This is a genomic window from Bradyrhizobium sp. 2S1 (assembly GCF_011516625.5).
Taxonomy (GTDB): domain Bacteria; phylum Pseudomonadota; class Alphaproteobacteria; order Rhizobiales; family Xanthobacteraceae; genus Bradyrhizobium; species Bradyrhizobium septentrionale.
On the sequence record NZ_CP147717.1, the window covers coordinates 6,111,328 to 6,130,167 of the forward strand.

General features: G+C 63.7%; 17 protein-coding genes and 2 pseudogenes. 9 read left to right on the plus strand and 10 right to left on the minus strand.

What is annotated here, in order from left to right:
• The first annotated feature begins 122 nt into the window (after positions 1-122).
• From HAP54_RS28975 to HAP54_RS28985, 3 genes are all read left to right on the plus strand, one after another.
• Positions 123-962, plus strand: a complete 840-nt coding sequence (locus HAP54_RS28975; RefSeq protein WP_175619501.1) for a peptidoglycan-binding domain-containing protein — start codon at positions 123-125, stop codon at positions 960-962.
• Between the two features lie 220 nt (positions 963-1,182).
• Complete coding sequence (locus HAP54_RS28980; protein WP_166306270.1) at positions 1,183-2,526, plus strand: IS1380-like element ISBdi2 family transposase; 1,344 nt, start codon at positions 1,183-1,185, stop codon at positions 2,524-2,526.
• 501 nt (positions 2,527-3,027) lie between these two features.
• A complete protein-coding gene (locus HAP54_RS28985) occupies positions 3,028-4,251 on the plus strand; it encodes an MFS transporter (protein ID WP_166306273.1) in 1,224 nt (407 codons plus the stop codon).
• Between the two features lie 320 nt (positions 4,252-4,571).
• Here HAP54_RS28985 and HAP54_RS28990 read toward each other — a convergent pair whose 3' ends face one another.
• Together HAP54_RS28990 and HAP54_RS28995 are read right to left on the minus strand one after the other, a co-directional pair.
• Positions 4,572-5,333: an SDR family oxidoreductase gene (locus HAP54_RS28990; protein WP_166306276.1), complete on the minus strand. Its 762-nt coding sequence runs from the start codon at positions 5,331-5,333 to the stop codon at positions 4,572-4,574.
• A gap of 12 nt (positions 5,334-5,345) precedes the next feature.
• Positions 5,346-6,107, minus strand: a complete 762-nt coding sequence (locus HAP54_RS28995) for a proteasome-type protease (RefSeq protein WP_166306279.1) — start codon at positions 6,105-6,107, stop codon at positions 5,346-5,348.
• Between the two features lie 464 nt (positions 6,108-6,571).
• Between HAP54_RS28995 and HAP54_RS29000 the strand changes: the two are divergent.
• Together HAP54_RS29000 and HAP54_RS29005 are read left to right on the plus strand one after the other, a co-directional pair.
• Positions 6,572-6,883 (plus strand): annotated as a pseudogene (locus HAP54_RS29000) (ABC transporter substrate-binding protein); the annotation flags it as partial.
• Positions 6,884-7,031: 148 nt separating this feature from the next.
• On the plus strand, positions 7,032-8,006 hold the full coding sequence (locus tag HAP54_RS29005; protein ID WP_312022847.1) for an ABC transporter substrate-binding protein: 975 nt from the start codon (positions 7,032-7,034) through the stop codon (positions 8,004-8,006).
• Positions 8,007-8,140: 134 nt separating this feature from the next.
• On the opposite strand, the gene HAP54_RS29010 is transcribed toward HAP54_RS29005, so the two are convergent.
• The 7 genes from HAP54_RS29010 to HAP54_RS29040 form a co-directional block, all read right to left on the minus strand.
• Positions 8,141-8,434 (minus strand): GYD domain-containing protein, encoded by a 294-nt coding sequence (locus tag HAP54_RS29010; RefSeq protein WP_029081559.1) that lies wholly within the window; start codon positions 8,432-8,434, stop codon positions 8,141-8,143.
• Between the two features lie 376 nt (positions 8,435-8,810).
• Positions 8,811-9,029 (minus strand): hypothetical protein, encoded by a 219-nt coding sequence (locus HAP54_RS29015; RefSeq protein ID WP_166306282.1) that lies wholly within the window; start codon positions 9,027-9,029, stop codon positions 8,811-8,813.
• Between the two features lie 152 nt (positions 9,030-9,181).
• On the minus strand, positions 9,182-10,516 hold the full coding sequence (locus HAP54_RS29020; RefSeq protein WP_166202952.1) for an IS1182 family transposase: 1,335 nt from the start codon (positions 10,514-10,516) through the stop codon (positions 9,182-9,184).
• 155 nt (positions 10,517-10,671) lie between these two features.
• A complete protein-coding gene (locus HAP54_RS29025; protein WP_166306285.1) occupies positions 10,672-11,082 on the minus strand; it encodes a carboxymuconolactone decarboxylase family protein in 411 nt (136 codons plus the stop codon).
• A 189-nt stretch (positions 11,083-11,271) separates the two neighbouring features.
• On the minus strand, positions 11,272-12,114 hold the full coding sequence (locus tag HAP54_RS29030; protein WP_166306288.1) for a transglutaminase family protein: 843 nt from the start codon (positions 12,112-12,114) through the stop codon (positions 11,272-11,274).
• 161 nt (positions 12,115-12,275) lie between these two features.
• Entirely contained in the window at positions 12,276-13,217 is a 942-nt protein-coding gene (locus HAP54_RS29035; protein WP_166306291.1) for an alpha-E domain-containing protein, read from the minus strand.
• A 176-nt stretch (positions 13,218-13,393) separates the two neighbouring features.
• A complete protein-coding gene (locus HAP54_RS29040; RefSeq protein WP_166306294.1) occupies positions 13,394-14,812 on the minus strand; it encodes a circularly permuted type 2 ATP-grasp protein in 1,419 nt (472 codons plus the stop codon).
• Positions 14,813-15,037: 225 nt separating this feature from the next.
• Between HAP54_RS29040 and HAP54_RS29045 the strand changes: the two genes are divergently transcribed.
• From HAP54_RS29045 to HAP54_RS29055, 3 genes are read left to right on the plus strand one after another with little or no spacing between them, the layout of a single operon-like run.
• Positions 15,038-15,790, plus strand: a complete 753-nt coding sequence (locus tag HAP54_RS29045) for a competence/damage-inducible protein A (RefSeq protein WP_166306297.1) — start codon at positions 15,038-15,040, stop codon at positions 15,788-15,790.
• A 6-nt stretch (positions 15,791-15,796) separates the two neighbouring features.
• A complete protein-coding gene (gpt, locus tag HAP54_RS29050; RefSeq protein WP_166306300.1) occupies positions 15,797-16,324 on the plus strand; it encodes a xanthine phosphoribosyltransferase in 528 nt (175 codons plus the stop codon).
• 44 nt (positions 16,325-16,368) lie between these two features.
• Positions 16,369-16,992 (plus strand): hypothetical protein, encoded by a 624-nt coding sequence (locus HAP54_RS29055; RefSeq protein WP_166306303.1) that lies wholly within the window; start codon positions 16,369-16,371, stop codon positions 16,990-16,992.
• Positions 16,993-17,008: 16 nt separating this feature from the next.
• On the opposite strand, the gene HAP54_RS29060 is transcribed toward HAP54_RS29055, so the two are convergent.
• Entirely contained in the window at positions 17,009-18,031 is a 1,023-nt protein-coding gene (locus HAP54_RS29060) for a methionine synthase (RefSeq protein WP_166306306.1), read from the minus strand.
• 99 nt (positions 18,032-18,130) lie between these two features.
• Between HAP54_RS29060 and HAP54_RS29065 the strand changes: the two are divergent.
• A pseudogene (locus tag HAP54_RS29065) lies at positions 18,131-18,834 on the plus strand (glutathione binding-like protein).
• Positions 18,835-18,840 lie beyond the last annotated feature (6 nt).

The following is an 18,840-nucleotide window of genomic DNA, read 5'->3' on the forward strand; positions in this document are numbered from 1 at the left end:
CTGCCAGCCGAACTCGATGGCGGCGCTGTGCGCAACCATACCGCAAGGACAGGAAGCCAGACGTGTGTTACAGGCGACGATCGGCGACCTTGCATCCGCTCGCGACGCCGGAGGACAGCATCATGCCGCTCTCATCCGAACTGTTCACAAAGGAAGGTCCGGGCAAAAAGCGTCTAGCCGACTGCGCCGTCAATCATCAGTTTAATATCTTCAAGGACAAGACGCCGAATTTTCCCGGCACGGAGGACGCGGTCGGGCGAATCCAGACCGCGCTGCGGTCGCTGGGTTTCACCATCTCCGATGCGGCCGGCGTTTACGGAGAGTCGACGGCGAAGGCGGTGTTCGCTTTCAAGAGCGCTCATCGTCCCAAGCCGATCCTCGGCCCTGGCCAGACAGTTCCGGACCGTGTCGTCGGCATCCAGACCATCGCTGCACTCGACAAGGCAATGGCCGGAAAAGGCCCGAATCCCGGTCCGACGCCTCCCGGTCCGACGCCTCCCCCTCCGACGCCTCCGCCTCCGACGCCTCCCCGTCCGACGCCTCCGCCGCCCGCGCCCAAACCGACGGACCGCGTCTGGAAGTTCAGCCTCAAACTACAGACGAATGCGGATAGCATATTTAGCTTCAGGCTGGAGCTGACCGATCCCGACGGCAACAGCGAAAACTTTCTCACTTCTAAACCTGTGAAGTTTACGAATACCTTGGGTACGCCAGTCAACTGCATCCAGGTCGGAGCCCTGAAGTTCTCGAACGAGGTTTCCCTCGACGATATTCTCGGCTGCCTCGCCGGTGTGGCGCTCAAGCCTGGCGACCGCGCTGAGGTTCTCACCGGCACACTGGCCGTCTCCGACGCGGACAAAAACATCAATTCCTTGGCGCCCGTCAACGGCGCCGCTCAGGGACAGCCGAACGAAGGTGGCATCCTTTTCGTGGCTTCCGTGCTACAGCGGTTGGCGTTTTAGCGGTCCGCGACGCGCCGGCCCACCTATCCCCGCGCCTGCGCCGCGCCCTCGGCTGTGAGCGGAGCGTCGCGGGTGATGTTCACGTGTCCGCTGTGCTAACCCGTCTTATTCGTCAGAGTGCGCCTGAGAGGCTGGCGAGCGTGGTGTAAAGCGCTGATGCGGCGTAGGATTCGGTTGCAAAGCCAACCCCATCACCTCAACCGCGAACGCCAGGCCCGCCATGACCGATGATACGATTCTGCCCTTCTCGTTTCCAGCCGTTCACGCCAAGAAAGTCACAGCTGCCTTCGATGGCGGTCGGCTGACCTCGAACGGGGGCGTGATGCTTCTGGCGATGGCCGAGCGGCGTCTCGGCTTGGCCGACAATTTGGCCCGGGTGTTCCCGGATCGGCGCGATCCGACGCGGGTCGTGCACAGCCTTGTCGATATGTTCCGCGCGCGCATGTTCGCGATCTGCTGCGGCTACGAGGACGCCGACGACCTCGATCATCTGCGGTCCGATCCCGCATTCAAGCTGGCCTGCGGACGGCTGCCGGACACGGGTCGCGATCTGTGTTCCCAACCGACGCTGTCGCGGCTGGAGAATGCTCCGCGCCTGCGCGACGTGATCCGACTGACCTACACTTTGGTCGACGCATGGATGGATAGCTACCCGCGCGAGCCGGCATCCGTCACGCTCGACATCGATGATACCTGCGATGTCGTCCACGGCCATCAGCAGCTCTCGCTGTTCAACGCTCATTATGACGAACGCTGCTTCCTGCCGATCCACGTCTACGACACGGAGAAGAGCCGGCCCGTGGCGGTCGTGTTGCGGCCCGGCAAGACGCCGGGCGGCGTCGAGGTGCGTGCCCATCTGCGCCGCCTGATACGGCATATCCGGACGCGGTGGCACAACAGGCGAATTACGTTCCGTGGCGACGGGCACTATGCCCGGCCGGAGGCAATGGCGTGGTGCGAGACCAACGGCATCGACTACATCTTCGGTCTGTCCGGCACCAAGCCGCTCGCCAGAAAACTCGACGAGGCCGCCGACGACATCCGCACGCGACGCGCCATCGAGAACCTGCCGGTTCTGCGTGGCTATACCGAGACGCGCCACAAGGCCAAGTCCTGGGATCGCGAACGGCGTACCGTCGCCCGTATTGAGGCGACGATGCTCGGCCTCGACATCCGTTTCGTCGTCACCAGCCTCGATGTCGGCTCGGCCGAGTGGATCTACGACAGCCTGTATTGCGCACGCGGCCAAGCCGAGAATCTGATCAAGCTGCATAAGACACAGCTCGCCTCCGATCGCACCAGCTGCCGTTCGGCGCTCGCCAATCAAGTCCGCCTCGTTCTCCACACCGCCGCTTATTGGCTGATGCTGACCGTGCGCGACGCGATTCCCAAAGCCCGGGAATTGGCCACAGCCGAGTTCGCGACGCTGCGTCTTCGTCTCTTGAAACTCGCTGCCCGTGTCGTCGAGACCACGAGCCGCATTCGCCTTGCGTTTGCCGCGGCATGTCCCGAAGCCGACCTGATCCGCGGCTTGCCAGGCGCGCTGCTGCCGCTCGGTCCTTGACCGGCGGGGCGTCCGCCCCCCGTTCGCCCAACCTACACCTCAAGCGCGTTGCAAAGTACCGGTCGTCTGGCGGTGAAAAGCCGAAGGCAATCCCGCGCGCCTCGTCAGAGCAGATGTGCGGCCACATCAATCGGACTAAAAAAAGCACTCTCACGAATAGGACGGGCTAAACATGACCTACTAACCCGGGACGCGCTCTATCGCTCCGGCTAGAAGAGACATCAGCCACACGTGCGGCCGCCGCTCGCATTCAAATGATCTTGGGTACTTTCCCGCGCGTTCTTTTGAGACGTGAAGGGCCGCCAGCGGAGAGGATCTGACCTCGCTACGGCCCCTCGCGCTCGGCGCTCTAAGAGCGTTTTCAAGCGAAGTGGACACCGGTTCGCATGAAGAAAACGCGTCAAAGCAAGAATCTAGAGCCCGTTCCGATCTTATCGGAACGGAATAGCTCTTACCTCGTCTCCATTGACAAGTTGCAGGGGCTCAGCCACGCAATCATCCATGCTCACCGCCACGCCGGCCGGCGCCCGCGATCTGCTCGGCCACAGACCGTTCCTGTTCTTTTTGTCGTCGCGCAGCCTGTCGCGATTCTCGAGCCAGATCGGCGCGGTCGCGATCGGCTGGCAAATCTATGAGCTGACCGGCAGCGCGTTCGACCTCGGCATGGTCGGACTGGTGCAGTTCCTGCCGACGGCACTGCTGGTGTTCGTCGCCGGCCACGCCGCAGACCGCTTCGAGCGCAAGCGCGTGGTGCAGGCCTGCCAGATCGCGGAAGCGCTGACCGCACTGTTTCTCGCCGGAAGCACCTTCGCCGGCACCATCTCCGAGATCCAGATCTTCGCTGCGACCTTCGTGCTCGGCATTGCCGGCGCGTTCGAGAGCCCGGCGACCGCCGCGCTGCTGCCGCTGATCGCGCCGCAGGGCTCGCTGCAGCGGGCGACCGCGATCTCGAGCGGCGCGGCCCAGGTCGCGACCATCACCGGACCCGCGCTCGGCGGCTTCGCCTATGCGCTGATGCCGAGCGCGCCTTATGCGGTGATGATGGTGTTCTGGCTGTTCGGCGCGCTGCTCACCGGCGGCATCGGCCGGCTGCAGCAGGCGGCGCCGAAGAACGGCGGATCGTCGGACGACCTGTTTGCCGGCGTCACCTTCGTGCGCAGCAATCCGGCGATCCTCGGTACCATCTCGCTCGATTTGTTCGCGGTACTGTTCGGCGGCGTCACCGCGCTGCTGCCGATCTATGCGCGCGACATCCTGCAGACCGGCCCGCTCGGCCTCGGCATCCTGCGCGCCGCACCTGCGGTCGGTGCGCTGTTGATGACGATGGTGCTGGCGCGGCACACCATCAACCGCCGCGTCGGCATGCGCATGTTCCAGGCGGTGATCGTGTTCGGCGTGGCGACGGTGGTGTTCGCGCTATCGCACTGGATGTGGATGTCGGCGCTGGCGCTCGCAGTGCTCGGCGCCGCCGATACGATCAGCGTCGTGATCCGCTTCTCGCTGGTGCAGCTTGCGACCCCCGACGAGATGCGCGGCCGCGTCGGCGCGGTCAATTTCCTGTTCATCAATGCGTCGAACCAGCTCGGCCAGTTCGAGAGCGGCGTCACCGCGGCACTGCTCGGCGCGGTGCCGTCCGCCGTGCTCGGCGGCGTCGCCACCGTTGCGGTCGCGCTGCTCTGGATGAAGCTGTTTCCGACGCTGCGGGATGTGGAGAAGCTGGAGTAGGGGCCTTCATACCTCGCCCCGCTTGCGGGAGAGATTGAAGCGCATGCAGCGAAGCGAAATGCGATCCGGATGAGGGGGACTCTCCGCGAGCCGTCCCTGACCGTCCTCGTGGAGACTCCCTGCACGATTTCGGAATAATGGAAGAGTGCCGCTGATTTGCCCGACGTGTCAAGTTGCCGTGCCGAAGGCCGGCAGCCGACGGCTACTTTGCATGGGGTTGTTTTCGATATTTTGGCAGCGCGCCCCACGCGACGGCATGGCCGGGACAAGGCCGGCCATGCCGTCGTGATAGTCTTGCCGCAAGCGGGGGAAGGAGAAGATCAGCCCCGGCCGACGAACGGCATCTTGGTCGCCATGACAGTCATGAACAGCACGTTGGCGTCGAGCGGCAGGCCGGCCATGTAGGCGACGGCGTCGCCGACCGCCTTGGCGTCCATGCGCGGCTCGTGCTTGGTGGTGCCGTCGGGCTGCAGCACGCCGGGGCCGTTGACCATGCGGTCGGTCATCGGGGTCGCGGCATTGCCGATATCGACCTGGCCGACCGCGATGTCATACATCCGGCCGTCGAGGTTGGAAGCCTTGGTGAGGCCGGTGATGGCGTGCTTGGTCGAGGTGTAGGCCGCCGAGAACGGTCGCGGCGCATGTGCCGAGATCGAGCCGTTGTTGATGATGCGGCCGCCGCGCGGCTTCTGGTCCTTCATGATGCGGAAGGCGTGCTGGGTGCACAGGAACGGCGCGGTGAGATTGGTGTTGACCACGGCCTGCCACTGCTCGAGCGGCAGATCCTCGAAATTCACCGGTGGTGCGCCCATGCCGGCGTTGTTGAAGAGAACGTCGAGCCGGCCGTAGGTCGCCTTCACCTTGTCGAACAGCGCCGCGATCGCGGCCGGATTGGCCATGTCGGCCGACACGCACAGGCTCTTGCCGGCGGGGCCGAGCTTGCTGGTCTCTTCCAGCATCTCGATGCGGCGCCCGGCGAGCACCACGGTGTAGCCTGCGTTCATCAAGGCGAGCGATGCCGCGCGTCCGACGCCGGTGCCGGCGCCGGTGACGAGTGCGATCTTGCTGGTTGCCTCAGTCATCCGAGTTTCCTCTTATTTGGTTTTTGCTTCGGTTTCGTTCTTGTAGGGTGGGCGTGGAATGTTCTGGTGCGCCGCGCGCAGCGCCGCCGACCAGCGCGAGCGCAGGTCGTGGAAATAGGGCTCGCCGGCCTCGATGCGGTGGTTGAGGTCGGCCTCGCAGGCGTCGGTGCGCACCACCAGCACGTCGATCGGCAGGCCGACGCCGAGGTTGGAGCGCATCGTCGAATCCATCGAGATCAGCCCGGTCTTCAGCGCCTCGTAGAGCTCGACGTCGTAATGCATGGCGCGGTCGAGCACCGGCTTGCCGTATTTGTGCTCGCCGATCTGCAAATAGGGCGTGTCGGTGGTGCACTCGATGAAGTTGCCGGCGGTGTAGACCATGAACAGGCGCATCCGCGAGCCCTTGATCTGGCCGCCGAACAGGAACGACACGTCGAAGGAGATATCCTCGGAGCGCAGCGCGTCGCCCTCGGTGGCGTGCACCGAGCGGATGGCGCGGCCGATCCGCTGCGCAGCCTGGAACATGGTCGGCGCGTTCATCAGCGTCTCGAGCTCGCCGGTGTGCGGATCTTCCATGCCCTCGGTCAGGGTCGACAGCACCGACTGGCTGATCGCCAGATTGCCGGCGCTGGCGATCGCCATGATGCGCTCGCCGGGTTTTGAGAAGATGTGCAGCTTGCGGAAGGTCGAGACATTGTCGAGGCCGGCATTGGTGCGGGTATCGGCGATCATGACGAGGCCGTCTCGCACCAGAATTCCGCAGCAATAGGTCATTTCCAGTCCCCAACGATCCGAATTTCTCGGCGCAGAACTAGTAGCCAATTTCGAGGTCGCATCCAACCCCAATTCCCCGCCGCGGGACATGCGGCGACCGGTCAAAAAGGGGCGGGTGGCCTGCCGCGGCGAATGGCCCGTATGGGGCTGTTCCGCCCGCAGGCCGTTCGGAGATGCCCGGGCGCCAACCTCGTTCTGCGCCGCGCGCAGCCGGCAATGATCGGCATCCCCTGTCATTGCGAGGCTCCTGGCGTTGTGCTCGACTGCCTGCAACCGACAACAACAAGAAATTCCGGGAGACGAGAATGTCGTTCAAACTGGCCGCAGGCATCGTGGCCTTGGGGATCGTGGCAATGGCTGCGAGCCCGGCATCGGCGCAGAAGAAGGGCGGCACCTTGCGGCTCTATCACAACGACAATCCGCCCTCGACCTCGCTGCTTGAAGAGTCGACCATCGCCTCGGTGATGCCTTTCGCGGCAGTCTTCAACAACCTCGTGGTGTTCGATCCCGCCAAGGTGCACGAATCGATCGACACCGTGATCCCTGATCTCGCCGACAGCTGGTCGTGGGATTCGACCAACACAAAGCTCACTTTCAAGCTGCATCACGGCGTGAAGTGGCACGATGGCCAGCCGTTCACGGCGAAGGATGTGCAATGCACCTGGCGGATGCTGATCGGCAAGGCGGAGACCCAGGACTTCAAGCGTAACCCACGCAAGGTCTGGTACACGAAGCTCAGGGATGTCAGCGTCAACGGCGACGATGCGACCTTCGAGCTGACCGAGCCGCAGCCCGGCCTGCTGGCGCTGCTCGCCAGTGCCTTCTCGGTGGTCTATCCCTGCCATGTGCCGCAGCAGGTGATGCGCACCCAAGCCCGTCGGCACCGGGCCGTTCAAGTTTGTCGAATTCCGGCGTGGAGACTCAATCCGTCTCGTCCGCAACCCCGATTACGTCAAGAAGGACCGGCCGTATCTCGACGAGATCACGGTGCGATCGATCGACAGCCGGGCCACGCGCATGCTGGCATACGCGACCAGCGACTATGACATCACCTTTCCGTCCGACGTCAGCATTCCCCTGATGAAGGACGTCAAGGCGCGGGCGCCGAACGCGATCTGCGAGATGACCTCGACCAATCTGCAGATCAATCTCTTGGTCAACCGCGTCAATCCGCCGTTCGACAATCCCGAGATCCGCAAGGCGATGTCGCTGGCACTCGACCGCAAGGCGTTCAACAGCATCCTGTCCGAGAGCACCGGTCGGCTCGGCGGGGCGATGCAGGCCAAGCCCGAAGGCGAGTGGGGCATGCCGGCAGACGTGCTGTCGACGCTGATGGGCTACGGTCCCGACACCGAGAAGAACCTCGCGGACGCGCAGGCGATCATGCAGAAGCTCGGCTACAGCGACGCCAAGCCGCTCTCGATCAATATCCAGACCCGCAATCTGCCGACCTATCGCGACCCGGCCGTGATCCTCGCCGACCAGCTCAAGAATATCTATATCGTCGCCGAGCTCGACATCCTGGATACGCCGCGCTGGTACTCGCGGCTGCAGCGCAAGGATTACACGATCGGCCTCAATGTCACCGGCGTCAGCGTCGACGATCCCGACGGCAACCTGGTCGAGAGCTACTCCTGCAACTCGGAGCGCAACTACACCCAGTATTGCAATGCCGAGGTCGACAAGTTGCTGGCCGCGCAATCGCGCGAGGTCGACAAGGACAAGCGCCGCAAGATCGTGTTCGACATCGAGCGCGTGCTGGTCGAAGACGCCGCGCGGCCGGTGATCCTGCACTCATCGGCCGGCAATTGCTGGCAGCCCTACGTTAGGAACTTTCGCCCGCACGACAACAGCCAGTACAACAATCTGCGCTTCGAGGACGTCTGGCTGGACAAATAATGCGTGCTGCCCCGCTGGCGACGACGTGAGTCGCCCTGCGCAGACGCTGAGTGCTCGCGCCGATCGCCGGGTGTCACATAGTGACGGCACCCGTCAATCAGGCCGCGCAGAGCTCGACCGGACATCCGAAGCCGCTACGGAAGCTCGGATATCAGCTTGGTCCACTCGGCCTCGGGCCAGGCCCGTGAGGTGCAGGTCCGTATGTTTCCCTGAGAACTGAGTGCGAGCGCGAGTTTCGTGATGTTGTCGCCGAGAGGCGCTTCGGCGAGGAGAAGGATGTCATGCTCGCCGGAGGTGAGATAGACCTCCTTGATCTCGACACCGAGAGTCTTGGCGAGTTCTTTCGCTGCTCGGCTGCGCTTGGGCGCTTCCTTGACATTACGAATTCCCTGGTCGGTCCAGTCGATCCTCACTATGAATGTCGCCATGTCGTCCTCCAAGGGTTACGCACTGCCCTTGTCTGCCGCGCGCGGCAGGCCAACGTGCTTCTTGTTGAAGTTGAGGGAACGCCCCATAAGGCAGGCGCTGCTTTCAGACTGCGATGCCTGCCGACGGCCTGACCGCTGCCTGTTCCATCCGACGGCGACGTCGGCCCGTCCCGTCTCAAAGAGCAGCTCGCTGCAGATTACGCCATGTCATTTGCTGGAGAAAGACGGCTCCCCGCGTTGTGATCGCAAACGCCGTGACGGGGTTCGGCGATCACCTGGAATTCGCGTAGGAGAGACGCTGCGTCGAGGTCACACCTCTGCGCACGCATAAGAGCCGCAGAAAGCCTTCGCGTGCCGGGCTGCCATCTGGTGTAAGTCAGGTGTGGGTGTAATCACCCGGTTTCAATCCGAGCGCTTTGACAGCTGCTTCGGGAAGCTGGCCCCACGCTTCGACCCTTTCATTCGGGGCCATCATTTCCGCAATAATTGCCGTGGCCTTTGCCGCATCTCCTTCAGCCACGAAGAAGACCGAGCGAATAGGCGGGCCGCCGTCCAACGGCTCAGTTGTTACGAGGACAACCTGACCATTTGCCATGCTCTCTTATACCGCTATCGCGGCGCTGTTTCCACGGATCCCTTCGATCGATCCCAGCGATCCGGCCGCCGACGCAGGCGCCAAAAGCGAGCTGGCCTAGGAGCCCGTCCAGATATGTTTTCGTGACGGGCATTTGTTGTAGAGTAGCAGGCTCAGGCTGCGTTTGCGAGGTTGAACAGCTTGAGGAGGTTATGGACGGTGCAGATCATTGTCCACTCGGCGCGCACTTTCTCGATGCCCCGCAACAGGAACTGGCGGAAGCCTCTTGCCTGTTTGATCTGGCCGAACACCGGCTCCACCACTTGCTTTCGCAATCGGTAGGGTGTTTCGAAGCCGCCATCGTCGATCTTCTTTCGCATGGCCTGTGTCAGCGGGCCGCCGACTTTTCCGTTCGCTACTGTCGGGTGCTTGGCGCGTCCGGGCGCGACATAGCCATCGATGCTGCGTGTGTCGAGCGCTTCGAGATTGGCTTCGCTGCAGTAGCCGGAATCCGCTGAGGCCTGCCGCGGCTTGCGGCCAAGATTGCTCTCGATGGCCTCGATCAGGGGCACCAACTGGCCCTGATCGCTGCCGTGCTGGGTCAGTTCTTGCGCGACAATGATCTGGGCATGTGCATCGACGGCCGCCTGGGCATTATAGGCCTGAACGAAGCCATCCTTCGACTTCATGATGCGGCTTTCCGGATCGGTGAAGTTGCGTTGCGCCTTGGGATTGGGTTCCTCCGATGGCAGCGCCGCCGGTTTGCCCGGCTTCTTGCGGCCTTCGGCCTGGCGCTGCTGTTCCTTTTCGGCCTCGATGCGGCGCTCTTCCTCCGCCGCCAGTTTGGCGTCCGCTTCCAGCGCCGCCATCGCTTGCTGGATCTTCGCCAGCCGTTTCTGCTTGTCGACGGTCCAGTCCGGCAGTTCGTCGCTGTTGCCGAAAGTCTCATCCTCCGAGGCATCCGCCGCCTCGGCGGCCGCCAGCATGCGAGCGACCTCGGCCTTCAATTCCGCCTCGCGCTTCTTCATGCGCTCATAACTCATCGCCTTGTGTTTCGACGCGTTCGCCTTGATCTTCGTACCATCCAGCGCGACATGACCGAGCTTGACCAGCCCGGCCGTCTCGCACAACTTCAGAACCTGCACGAATAGCGCGCCGAGCGCCTTCAAATGTCGCTTGCGAAAGTCGCTGATCGTCCGAAAATCCGGCGCATCCAGCGCCACGATCATCACAAAATCGTTCCGCTCCCGGCAGGCCTTGGCAATCCGACGCGACGAATACAGCCCACTCGCATAGCTATGCAGCAGCAGCGCCACCATCATCCGCGGATCAAACGGCGGCTGCCCAAGCCCGCTCACATAGCTGCCCATGATCTCCCTGAGATCGAGGCTCTCCCGCACCAGATCAACCATAAACCGCGAGACATGGCCTTTCGGCACGAAGTCCTGCACATTCGGCGGCAGAAGCAGCGTCTGATCGATGTTCCAAGGCCGAAAATACTTGCTCATCGCCCAATGTTGAATCAGACCCGACCAGATTTGAACAGCGACTATCCAGACAAGCTCCTAGTATTGCATCGTCGCGGCTCGAACACCAAATAGCAGAACCTGGGACGCAGAACCGCTCCAGGAGCGAGCAGGCGGCGCTGTGCGCCCTGCTCACCCTACGCATCCCGCGCATCGACGAGGAACGCCTCGTCCACCGGCACGCCGAGCGCCGTGACCAGCCGGTTGGTCTCGGCGGCCATGCCGACGATCGCGAGCATTTCCAGATATTCTGCCTCGGTCATGCCCTTGGCACGGGCGCTCGCGGTGTGCGAGTGAATGCAGTAGCTGCAGCCATGGGCCACCGAGACTGCAACGTAAAGCATCTCCTTGACCTTTGGATCGAGCGCGCCCGGTGCCATCACCTCCTTGATGCTCTCCCAGGTCCGCCGCAGCGTCTTGGGATCATGCGCGAGCGCGCGCCAGAAATTGTTGACGAAGTCCGACTTCCGAATCGTGCGGATATCCTCGAACACAGCGCGTGCTTCCGGCGAGAGTTCGTCATCGGAAAGCAGTTTTACGGTTGCCATGGCTTGTCTCGCTGGTTCGGATTGGAGCCGCGATCATATCACCATCGTCATTCCCCGGTGCGCAATTGCGCACCTGAGGGCGCGCCTCTTGGCGCGAGCCCGGAATCCATTTCTCCGCACAGCCGGGGGCGCGATGGATTCCGGTCTCTCGCTTCGCGAGCCCCGGAATGACGATGGCGAGGAGGCAGTCTACGACTGCGTCTGGCTCTGCCACTGTCCGGGGCGCCCGGCCTGATCGACCTTGACCGCGACTGTCAGCGTCTCGCTGCCGCCGCCATAGCGGGTGCCGCGGACCGGGGCGGCGCCGAGATAGTCGAGGCCGATCGCGACGCGGGCATGGGCGTCGGTGGTGCAGATGCCGTTGGCGGCGTCGAAGCCGACCCAGCCGAGATTGGGCACGAACGCCTCGGCCCAGGCATGACCGGCCTGCTGGTTGACCATGCCGTCGGAGCGCAGGAAGTGGCCGGAGACGAACCGCGCCGGCACGCCGCCGGCGCGTGCGCACGCGATCAGGATATGCGCGTAATCCTGGCAGACGCCGCGCTTCAGCGCGAACGCCTCGGAGGCCGAGGTGGCGCTGTTGGTCGGATCCTCGTCAAACGTCATGTGCTCGTAGATCTGCACCATCAGCGCGTGCAGGAAGCCGAGCACGTCGGCGCCGGCCTCGGCGCGCAGCTCGCGCACGGAGGCGGTCATGGCCGGGTTGAGGTCGGTCAGCGGCGTGGGCCGCAGGAACAGGCTCGGCGGAAACCGCTCGTCGCTGCCGCGCAGCACGCCGCCGGTGTCCTGGGTCTCGACCAGGCCTTCGCAATGGATGGTGAGGTCGCTGATCGAGCCGTGGGTCAGCACATGGGTAACGTTGCCGAAAGCGTCCTCATGGGTGTCGAGCCGGGAATCGGTCGAGACGTCGATCTGCCAATCCGCGACATATTGGCCGTCATGGCTGCCCGGCGTCATGCGCAGGATCTGGATCACGCCCGAGGCCGCCGGCTCGTAGCGATAGGTGGTGGTGTGGGCTATCCGCAGGCGCATGGTCGACCAACACAGTTGGGATCGTTATATCAGGGCAAAAGCGCGAAGCGCGTCCTCGCCAGATGTCCCGGGCGTCCGTCTTTCGCCCTTATCGTCCTTCAAAGCAAGACGTGGATGGCCGGGTCAAGCCCGGTCATGACGGGATTTTGCGTCAAAACCGGTCAAATCAGGTACTGCTTGGTGACGATCTCACCGAGCCGTGAGTTGTCCGCGATGAATTCCTGGATGAATTCGTGCACGCCGTGCTGGAAGATATCGTCCATATGGCTGTGCTCGAGCCGGTTCCTGATGCCGCGGGCGTGGCGCTGGGCGGCGCCCTGGCGGCCATAGGCGACGCCGATCTGGTCCAGATTGCGCACGAGGTTGCTGTAGCAGCTGGCGAGCGACCGCGGCAGCGTGTCGTTGAGGATCAGAAGGTCGGCGATCAGCCAGGGTTTCAGGGTTTCCCGGTAGACCCAGTGATAGGCGGTCGTTGCCGACACCGAGCGCAGGATCGAGGTCCACTGGTAGTAATCCAGCGGGCCGCCGACATGCTCCTCTTCGGGCAGCAGCATGTGATACTTCACGTCGAGGATGCGCGCGGTGTTGTCGGCGCGCTCGAGATGCACCCCGAGCCGCGAGAACCAGTAGGCGTCGTTGCGCAGCATGGTGCGGTAGGCCGAGCCGTCGAAGCGCAGCGAGGTCTCCTGCACGAAGCGCAGGAATTTGGCCAGTTCCTCGCGGCTGCCGGTCCCGCCCCACACCGCCTGCAACTCGATCCAGGCCGAATTGATGGTGTCCCACATTTCCGAGGTCAGGGCGGTGCGCACCGAGCGTGAATTCAGCCGCGCCGCCTCGATGCAGTTCTTGATCGAGGAGGGGTTCTCCGACGAGAAGGAAAGATATTCGACGACGTTCTGCTGGTTGGCTTCCGGGTAGTGATCGTAGAAGCTCGCGCCGACGCCGGCGGTGAGCAGCGCGGAATCCCATTCATTGGTCTTGCCGATATAGGCCGCGGGCAGCGCGGTGACGCGTAGCGTGGCGTCGATCGTGCGCGCCAGATATTCGGCACGTTCGACGTAACGGGCGAGCCAGAACAGATTTTCGGCGGTGCGCGACAGCATGCGATAGTCCCTACAAGACGAAAAATGTTCTGAATTCACCTCCCCCTAAAAGGGGAAGGTCGGCGCGCAGCGGCGGGTGGGGGTCTTCTCTCCGTTCGGCGCAAGTGGCCGACCCCCACCCCGACCCTCTCCCTTGCAGGGGGAGGGAGGGCTTGCGCAGCGCGTTGGGCTTCAAATCACTCACTCAGAATCCAGGTGTCCTTGGTGCCGCCGCCCTGGCTCGAATTGACCACGAGCGAGCCTTCCTTCAGCGCGACGCGGGTCAGCCCGCCGGGCACGATGGTGGTCTGGCTGCTGCCGGTCAGCACGAACGGGCGGAGGTCGACATGGCGCGGCGCCAGGCCCTTGTCGGTGCAGGTCGGGCAGGTCGACAGCGCCAGCGTCGGCTGGGCGATGAAGCCTTCGGGCTCGCGCTTGAGCTTGTCGCGGAACGCCTCGATCGTGGCCTTGGTGGCGGCCGGGCCGATCAGCATGCCGTAGCCGCCGGAGCCGTGCACCTCCTTGACGACGAGGTCGGCGAGGTTGTCGAGCACATAGGACAGATCCTGCGCTTCGCGGCAGCGCCAGGTCTGCACGTTCTTCAGGATCGGCTCCTCGCTGAGGTAGAACTTCACGATGTCGGGCATGTAGGAATAGATCGCCTTGTCGTCGGCGATGCCGGTGCCGACCGCGTTGGCGAGCGTGATGTTGCCGGCCGCATAGGCCGACATCAGCCCGGGAACGCCGAGCGCGGAATCCGGGCGGAAGGTGAGGGGGTCGAGGAAATCGTCGTCGACGCGGCGGTAGATCACGTCGACCCGCTTCAGCCCCTCGGTGGTGCGCATGAACACCTCGTCGTTCTTGACGATGAGGTCGCGCCCCTCGACCAGCTCGATGCCGAGCTTGTCGGCGAGGAACGAGTGCTCGTAATAGGCGGAGTTGTAGACGCCGGGCGTCATCAGCGCCACCGTCGGCTCGGCGGACGCGCTGTGCGGCGCCACCGAGCGCAGTGCCGACAGCAGCTCATCCGGATAGCGCTCCACTGGCGCTACGCGGTGCCGCGCAAACAGGTCCGGAAACAGCCGCATCATGATCTCGCGGTTTTCCAGCATGTAGGAGACGCCGGACGGCGTGCGTGCATTGTCCTCCAGCACGATGAAGTTGTCGGGATCGGTGCGGATGATGTCGATGCCGGCGATGTGCACGTAGATGTCGTGCGGCACGTCCTGGCCGTTCATCTCCGGACGGAACACCGGGTTCTGGAAGATCAAATCCTCGGGGATGACGTTGGCGCGCAGGATGTCGCGGCCGTGATAGATGTCCTTGAGGAACATGTTGAGCGCGAGCACGCGCTGCTTGAGGCCTTTCTCCAGCAGCGTCCATTCGTTCGCGGACATGATGCGCGGAATGACGTCGAACGGGATCAGCCGCTCCTGGGCTTCGGTATCGCCATAGACCGCGAAGGTGATGCCGATCCGGCGGAACAGCAGCTCCGCTTCCTGGCGTCGATGTTCGAGCGCATCCGGCGGCGTCTCTTTGAGCCAGCGGGAAAGCTCCTGGTAGGCCGGGCGAAGGTCCTCGCCAAGGCCGTTCATCTCATCGAACGCGACTGCCATATATCCCGACTGCCCTCCAAAGCCATGTGACACAGTGCATGACTTGATGGGATGGTAGCAAGGGGCGGGCCAGCGCGATATGCATTGGCTTATGGCATTTGCTAAGGGAGAGACGGAAGGCCTGCCCGAAAAACCGGCTGAGGTCTGCTTAATTCGGCGGCAAAACCTCGTGACATCAAGGCATTGGGTCGGCAATGTCAGGGGATCAAGTTAGGGAATGAGACCATGAGCGAGATCGTCACGGCGGGGATATTGGTGATCGGCGACGAGATCCTGTCCGGCCGGACCAAGGACAAGAACATCGGCTTCATCGCCGAATACCTGACCAATATCGGCATCGACCTCAAGGAGGTCCGCGTCGTCGCCGACGACGAGGCCGACATCATCGCAGCCCTTGATGCGCTGCGGCATAGATACGCTTACGTGTTCACCACCGGCGGCATCGGGCCGACCCATGACGACATCACCGCCGACAGCGTGGCGAAGGCGTTCGGGGTCGAGATCCACCATCATCCTGACGTGGTGGCGCGGTTCAGGGAGCGCTGGAGTGAGCAGGACCTCAACGAGGCGCGGCTCCGGATGGCCCGCGTGCCCGACGGCGCCGAGCTGATCCAGAGCGCGACCATCCTGGCGCCGGGCTTCAAGCTCGGCAATGTCATCGTGATGGCCGGCATCCCCACCATCATGCAGGCGATGATGGACATCGTGGCGCCGACCTTGAAATCCGGCCAGCGGATGCTGTCGGATTCGGTCCGCGCCGACGCGCGGGAAGGCGATATCGGTGGTCCGCTGCGGGCGATCGCGGAGGCCCATCCCGACACCATCATCGGCAGCTATCCGTTCCAGGATGAGAACCAGAAGCCGAACACCAATCTGGTGGTGCGCTCGCGCGATCCGGAGAAGCTCGCCGCGGCGATGGCCGCGGTGAAGGAAATGCTGAAGCAGGTGCAGGCCGCGCAGAAAAAGCCGGCAGGTTGAAGCGATATGGTCGAGCGAAATTCTGAACCGAGTGCGCAGGAGCGGGCCGGCAGACCGTTCCCGGTCTCGTGGGATCAATTCCACCGGGATTGCCGGGCGCTGACCTGGCGCCTCAACGAGGTTGGCCCGTTCCATGCGGTGATCGCCATCACCCGCGGCGGGCTGGTGCCGGCCGCGATCGTGGCGCGCGAACTCGGGCTGCGGATCATCGACACGGTCTGCGTCGCCAGCTACGACCATGACAAGCAGGGCGACCTGAAAGTGCTCAAGGGCATTTCCGAGCAGACCGCCAAGCTCGGCGGCGGGACCGGCAAGGGGCTTCTGATCGTCGACGACCTCGTCGACACCGGCAAGACCGGCAAGCTGGTGCGCGAGATGCTGCCCGACGCGCATTTCGCAACCGTCTACGCCAAGCCGAAAGGACGGCCGCTGGTCGACACTTACATCACCGAGGTTTCGCAGGACACCTGGATATTCTTTCCCTGGGATACCGCGCTGTCGTTCCAGCCGCCGATCCGCGACGGGGCGGCTTAGATTTCCACCTCGCCCCGCACGCGGGGCGAGGGAGAAGGAAGAGCATGCCCCTGCAGAACCGCGTCACCCCGACCGGAGACATCGTCGCGTCAGAGCATCGCGGCACCTTCACCGGCAATCGCGGCATCATCCACGATCCGGCGACGCGGACGCTCTTGAACAAGCGCTGGTCGTCGCCGGCGTGGCTCACCTGTGTCTGCGAGTTCAGGGGACGGCGGCGCAAGGTGATGAGCCGGCAGAGCTGGACCGAGCTGTTCTTCCTCGATGAAGCGACCGCCTTCGCAGCCGGGCACCGGCCGTGCTTCTATTGCCGCCGCGATGACGCCAAGCGGTTTCGCGCGGCCTGGGAGAGCGGCAACGGCGTCAGCGATCTCAGTGCCAAGGCGATGGATGCGGTGCTGCACGCCGAGCGGCTTGATCGCGGCAAGAAGCGGCTGCATCTGCTGCTGCTGCCGATAGCCGGGCTGCCCTACGGCACGATGGTGCAGGCGAACGGGGAAAGCTATCTCGTCGCCAATGGCGAGACGTTGCGCTGGTCATTCGTCGGTTACGACCGGGCTGACGTGACCCGTCCCGCGATGCTGCTGACGCCGCCGTCAACCGTCCGCGCTTTTGAGGCCGGCTACCGGCCGGTGTTGCATCCGAGCGCTGCGGCTGCTCTGGGCTGAGCCGCAGGCGCGACCCTCACGCCAGCCGCTGCCGTGCCAGCTTTGCACCCGCACCGAGCGCAATCAGCTTGGCTTCGGCGATGTCCCGCCGCATCGGGGCCATGCCGCAATTGGTGGTTGCGATGATGTTGCCCTTCGGCACGAATTTCGCGACCGCCTCGATCACCTTGACGACATCCTCGGCGGTCTCGACCTCGTCGCTGGCGACGTCGATCACGCCGGCCTGCACGATCTTGCCGGGCAGCGCCGCGAGCAGTTCGATCGGCACTTTCGAGTTGCGGCACTCGATCGCGACGTGCTGGATCGTGCTCTTGTCGATCACCGGGAAGGTCTCTTCATATTGCCGCCACTCGCCGCCAAGCGTCTGCTTCCAGTCGGTGTTGGCCTTGATGCCGTAGCCGTAGCAGATGTGCACGGCGGTGGCGCAGGTCAGGCCCTCGGCGGCACGCTCCAGCGCCTTGATGCCCCAGTCTCGGACCTCGTCCATGTAGACGTTGAAGGCGGGCTCATCGAACTGGACCATGTCGACGCCGTCGGCCTGCAACGCCCTGGCTTCCTGGTTCAACAGCTCGGCGAAAGCGAAGGCCATTTTGACGCGGTCGCCGTAATATTGGTCGGCGATGGTATCGATGATCGTCATCGGGCCGGGCAGGGTGAACTTCAGCCTGTTTTTGGTGTGGGCGCGCGCCGCGCGCGCCTCGCTTTCATGGACGCGGCCCTTGAGCTGCAGCGGCGCGACCACCTGCGGCACCATTGCCTTGTAGCGGTCCTTGCGGATGCCCATTTCGACCTTGTGGGCAAAATCGATGCCCTCGATCCGCTCCAGAAAACCGTGCACGAAATGCTGACGCGCCTGCTCGCCCTCGGTGACGATGTCGACGCCGGCATCCTCCTGCAGCTTGACCGCGAGCACCGTGGCATCGCGCTTGGCGCGGGCGAGCTCGGCGCCTTCCGATTTCCAGGGCGCCCACAACATGTTCGGTTCGGCGAGCCATTCCGGCTTCGGCAGCGAGCCTGCGATCGTGGTTGGAAACAGCATGGGTGCCTCCCGGTGGGTTCTGATTGAGCGCCTGTGTGCCATGTCCTAAGGTGGACGTACAGAACAACAAAAGTCTTTGTGATGGGGAATAGGACGCCGATGATCGACCTGCACTACGCGCCGACGCCGAACGGCTGGAAGATCTCGATCATGCTGGAGGAACTCGGGCTGCCCTACACGGTGATCCGGTCAACATCCGCGCCGGCGAGCAGTTTCGGCCCGAATTCCTGGCGATCAGCCCGAACAACCGCATCCCCGCGATCGTCGACCATGCGCCTGCCGACGGTGGCGGGCCGTTCCCGGTGTTCGAGACCGGCGCGATCCTGATCTATCTCGCCGACAAGACCGGCCGCTTCCTGTCGCAGGAGCTGCGTGCGCGGTCGACCGTCATCCAATGGGTGATGTGGCAGGTGGGTGGCCTCGGGCCCATGCTCGGCCAGCACGGCCATTTCGCGCTCTATGCGGCCGAGAAGATTCCCTATGCGATCGAGCGCTACCGCGACGAGACGGCGCGGCTCTATGGCGTGCTCAACCGCCAGCTCGGCAAGACCGGTGCCTATATCGCCGGCGACGACTATTCGATCGCCGACATCGCCTGCTTCCCCTGGACCATGACCCACAAGGCGCAGGGCTTTACCCTCGACGATTACCCGAACATCAAGCGCTGGTACGCGGCCGTGCGCGCCCGCCCGCAGGTGCAGGCGGGGCTGGCGCTCGGAAAATTCGTCAAGGAGCCGTTTGACGAGGAATCACGCAAGAATATGTTCGGCCAGCGTGCGAAGGAGCTAGTCGAGAGGAAGTAGGTATCG

Excerpts from the sequence above, each read along its gene's own strand:
- HAP54_RS29055 (WP_166306303.1), top strand. The coding sequence starts at position 16,369 with ATGCCCCTGCAGAACCGCGTCACCCCGACCGGAGACATCGTCGCGTCA.
- HAP54_RS29015 (WP_166306282.1), bottom strand. The coding sequence starts at position 9,029 with ATGGCAAATGGTCAGGTTGTCCTCGTAACAACTGAGCCGTTGGACGGC.
- HAP54_RS28980 (WP_166306270.1), top strand. The coding sequence starts at position 1,183 with ATGACCGATGATACGATTCTGCCCTTCTCGTTTCCAGCCGTTCACGCC.
- HAP54_RS29040 (WP_166306294.1), bottom strand. The coding sequence starts at position 14,812 with ATGGCAGTCGCGTTCGATGAGATGAACGGCCTTGGCGAGGACCTTCGC.
- gpt (WP_166306300.1), top strand. The coding sequence starts at position 15,797 with ATGGTCGAGCGAAATTCTGAACCGAGTGCGCAGGAGCGGGCCGGCAGA.
- HAP54_RS29025 (WP_166306285.1), bottom strand. The coding sequence starts at position 11,082 with ATGGCAACCGTAAAACTGCTTTCCGATGACGAACTCTCGCCGGAAGCA.
- HAP54_RS29035 (WP_166306291.1), bottom strand. The coding sequence starts at position 13,217 with ATGCTGTCGCGCACCGCCGAAAATCTGTTCTGGCTCGCCCGTTACGTC.
- HAP54_RS28995 (WP_166306279.1), bottom strand. The coding sequence starts at position 6,107 with ATGACCTATTGCTGCGGAATTCTGGTGCGAGACGGCCTCGTCATGATC.
- HAP54_RS28985 (WP_166306273.1), top strand. The coding sequence starts at position 3,028 with ATGCTCACCGCCACGCCGGCCGGCGCCCGCGATCTGCTCGGCCACAGA.
- HAP54_RS28975 (WP_175619501.1), top strand. The coding sequence starts at position 123 with ATGCCGCTCTCATCCGAACTGTTCACAAAGGAAGGTCCGGGCAAAAAG.
- HAP54_RS29020 (WP_166202952.1), bottom strand. The coding sequence starts at position 10,516 with ATGAGCAAGTATTTTCGGCCTTGGAACATCGATCAGACGCTGCTTCTG.
- HAP54_RS29060 (WP_166306306.1), bottom strand. The coding sequence starts at position 18,031 with ATGCTGTTTCCAACCACGATCGCAGGCTCGCTGCCGAAGCCGGAATGG.
- HAP54_RS29045 (WP_166306297.1), top strand. The coding sequence starts at position 15,038 with ATGAGCGAGATCGTCACGGCGGGGATATTGGTGATCGGCGACGAGATC.
- HAP54_RS28990 (WP_166306276.1), bottom strand. The coding sequence starts at position 5,333 with ATGACTGAGGCAACCAGCAAGATCGCACTCGTCACCGGCGCCGGCACC.
- HAP54_RS29010 (WP_029081559.1), bottom strand. The coding sequence starts at position 8,434 with ATGGCGACATTCATAGTGAGGATCGACTGGACCGACCAGGGAATTCGT.
- HAP54_RS29030 (WP_166306288.1), bottom strand. The coding sequence starts at position 12,114 with ATGCGCCTGCGGATAGCCCACACCACCACCTATCGCTACGAGCCGGCG.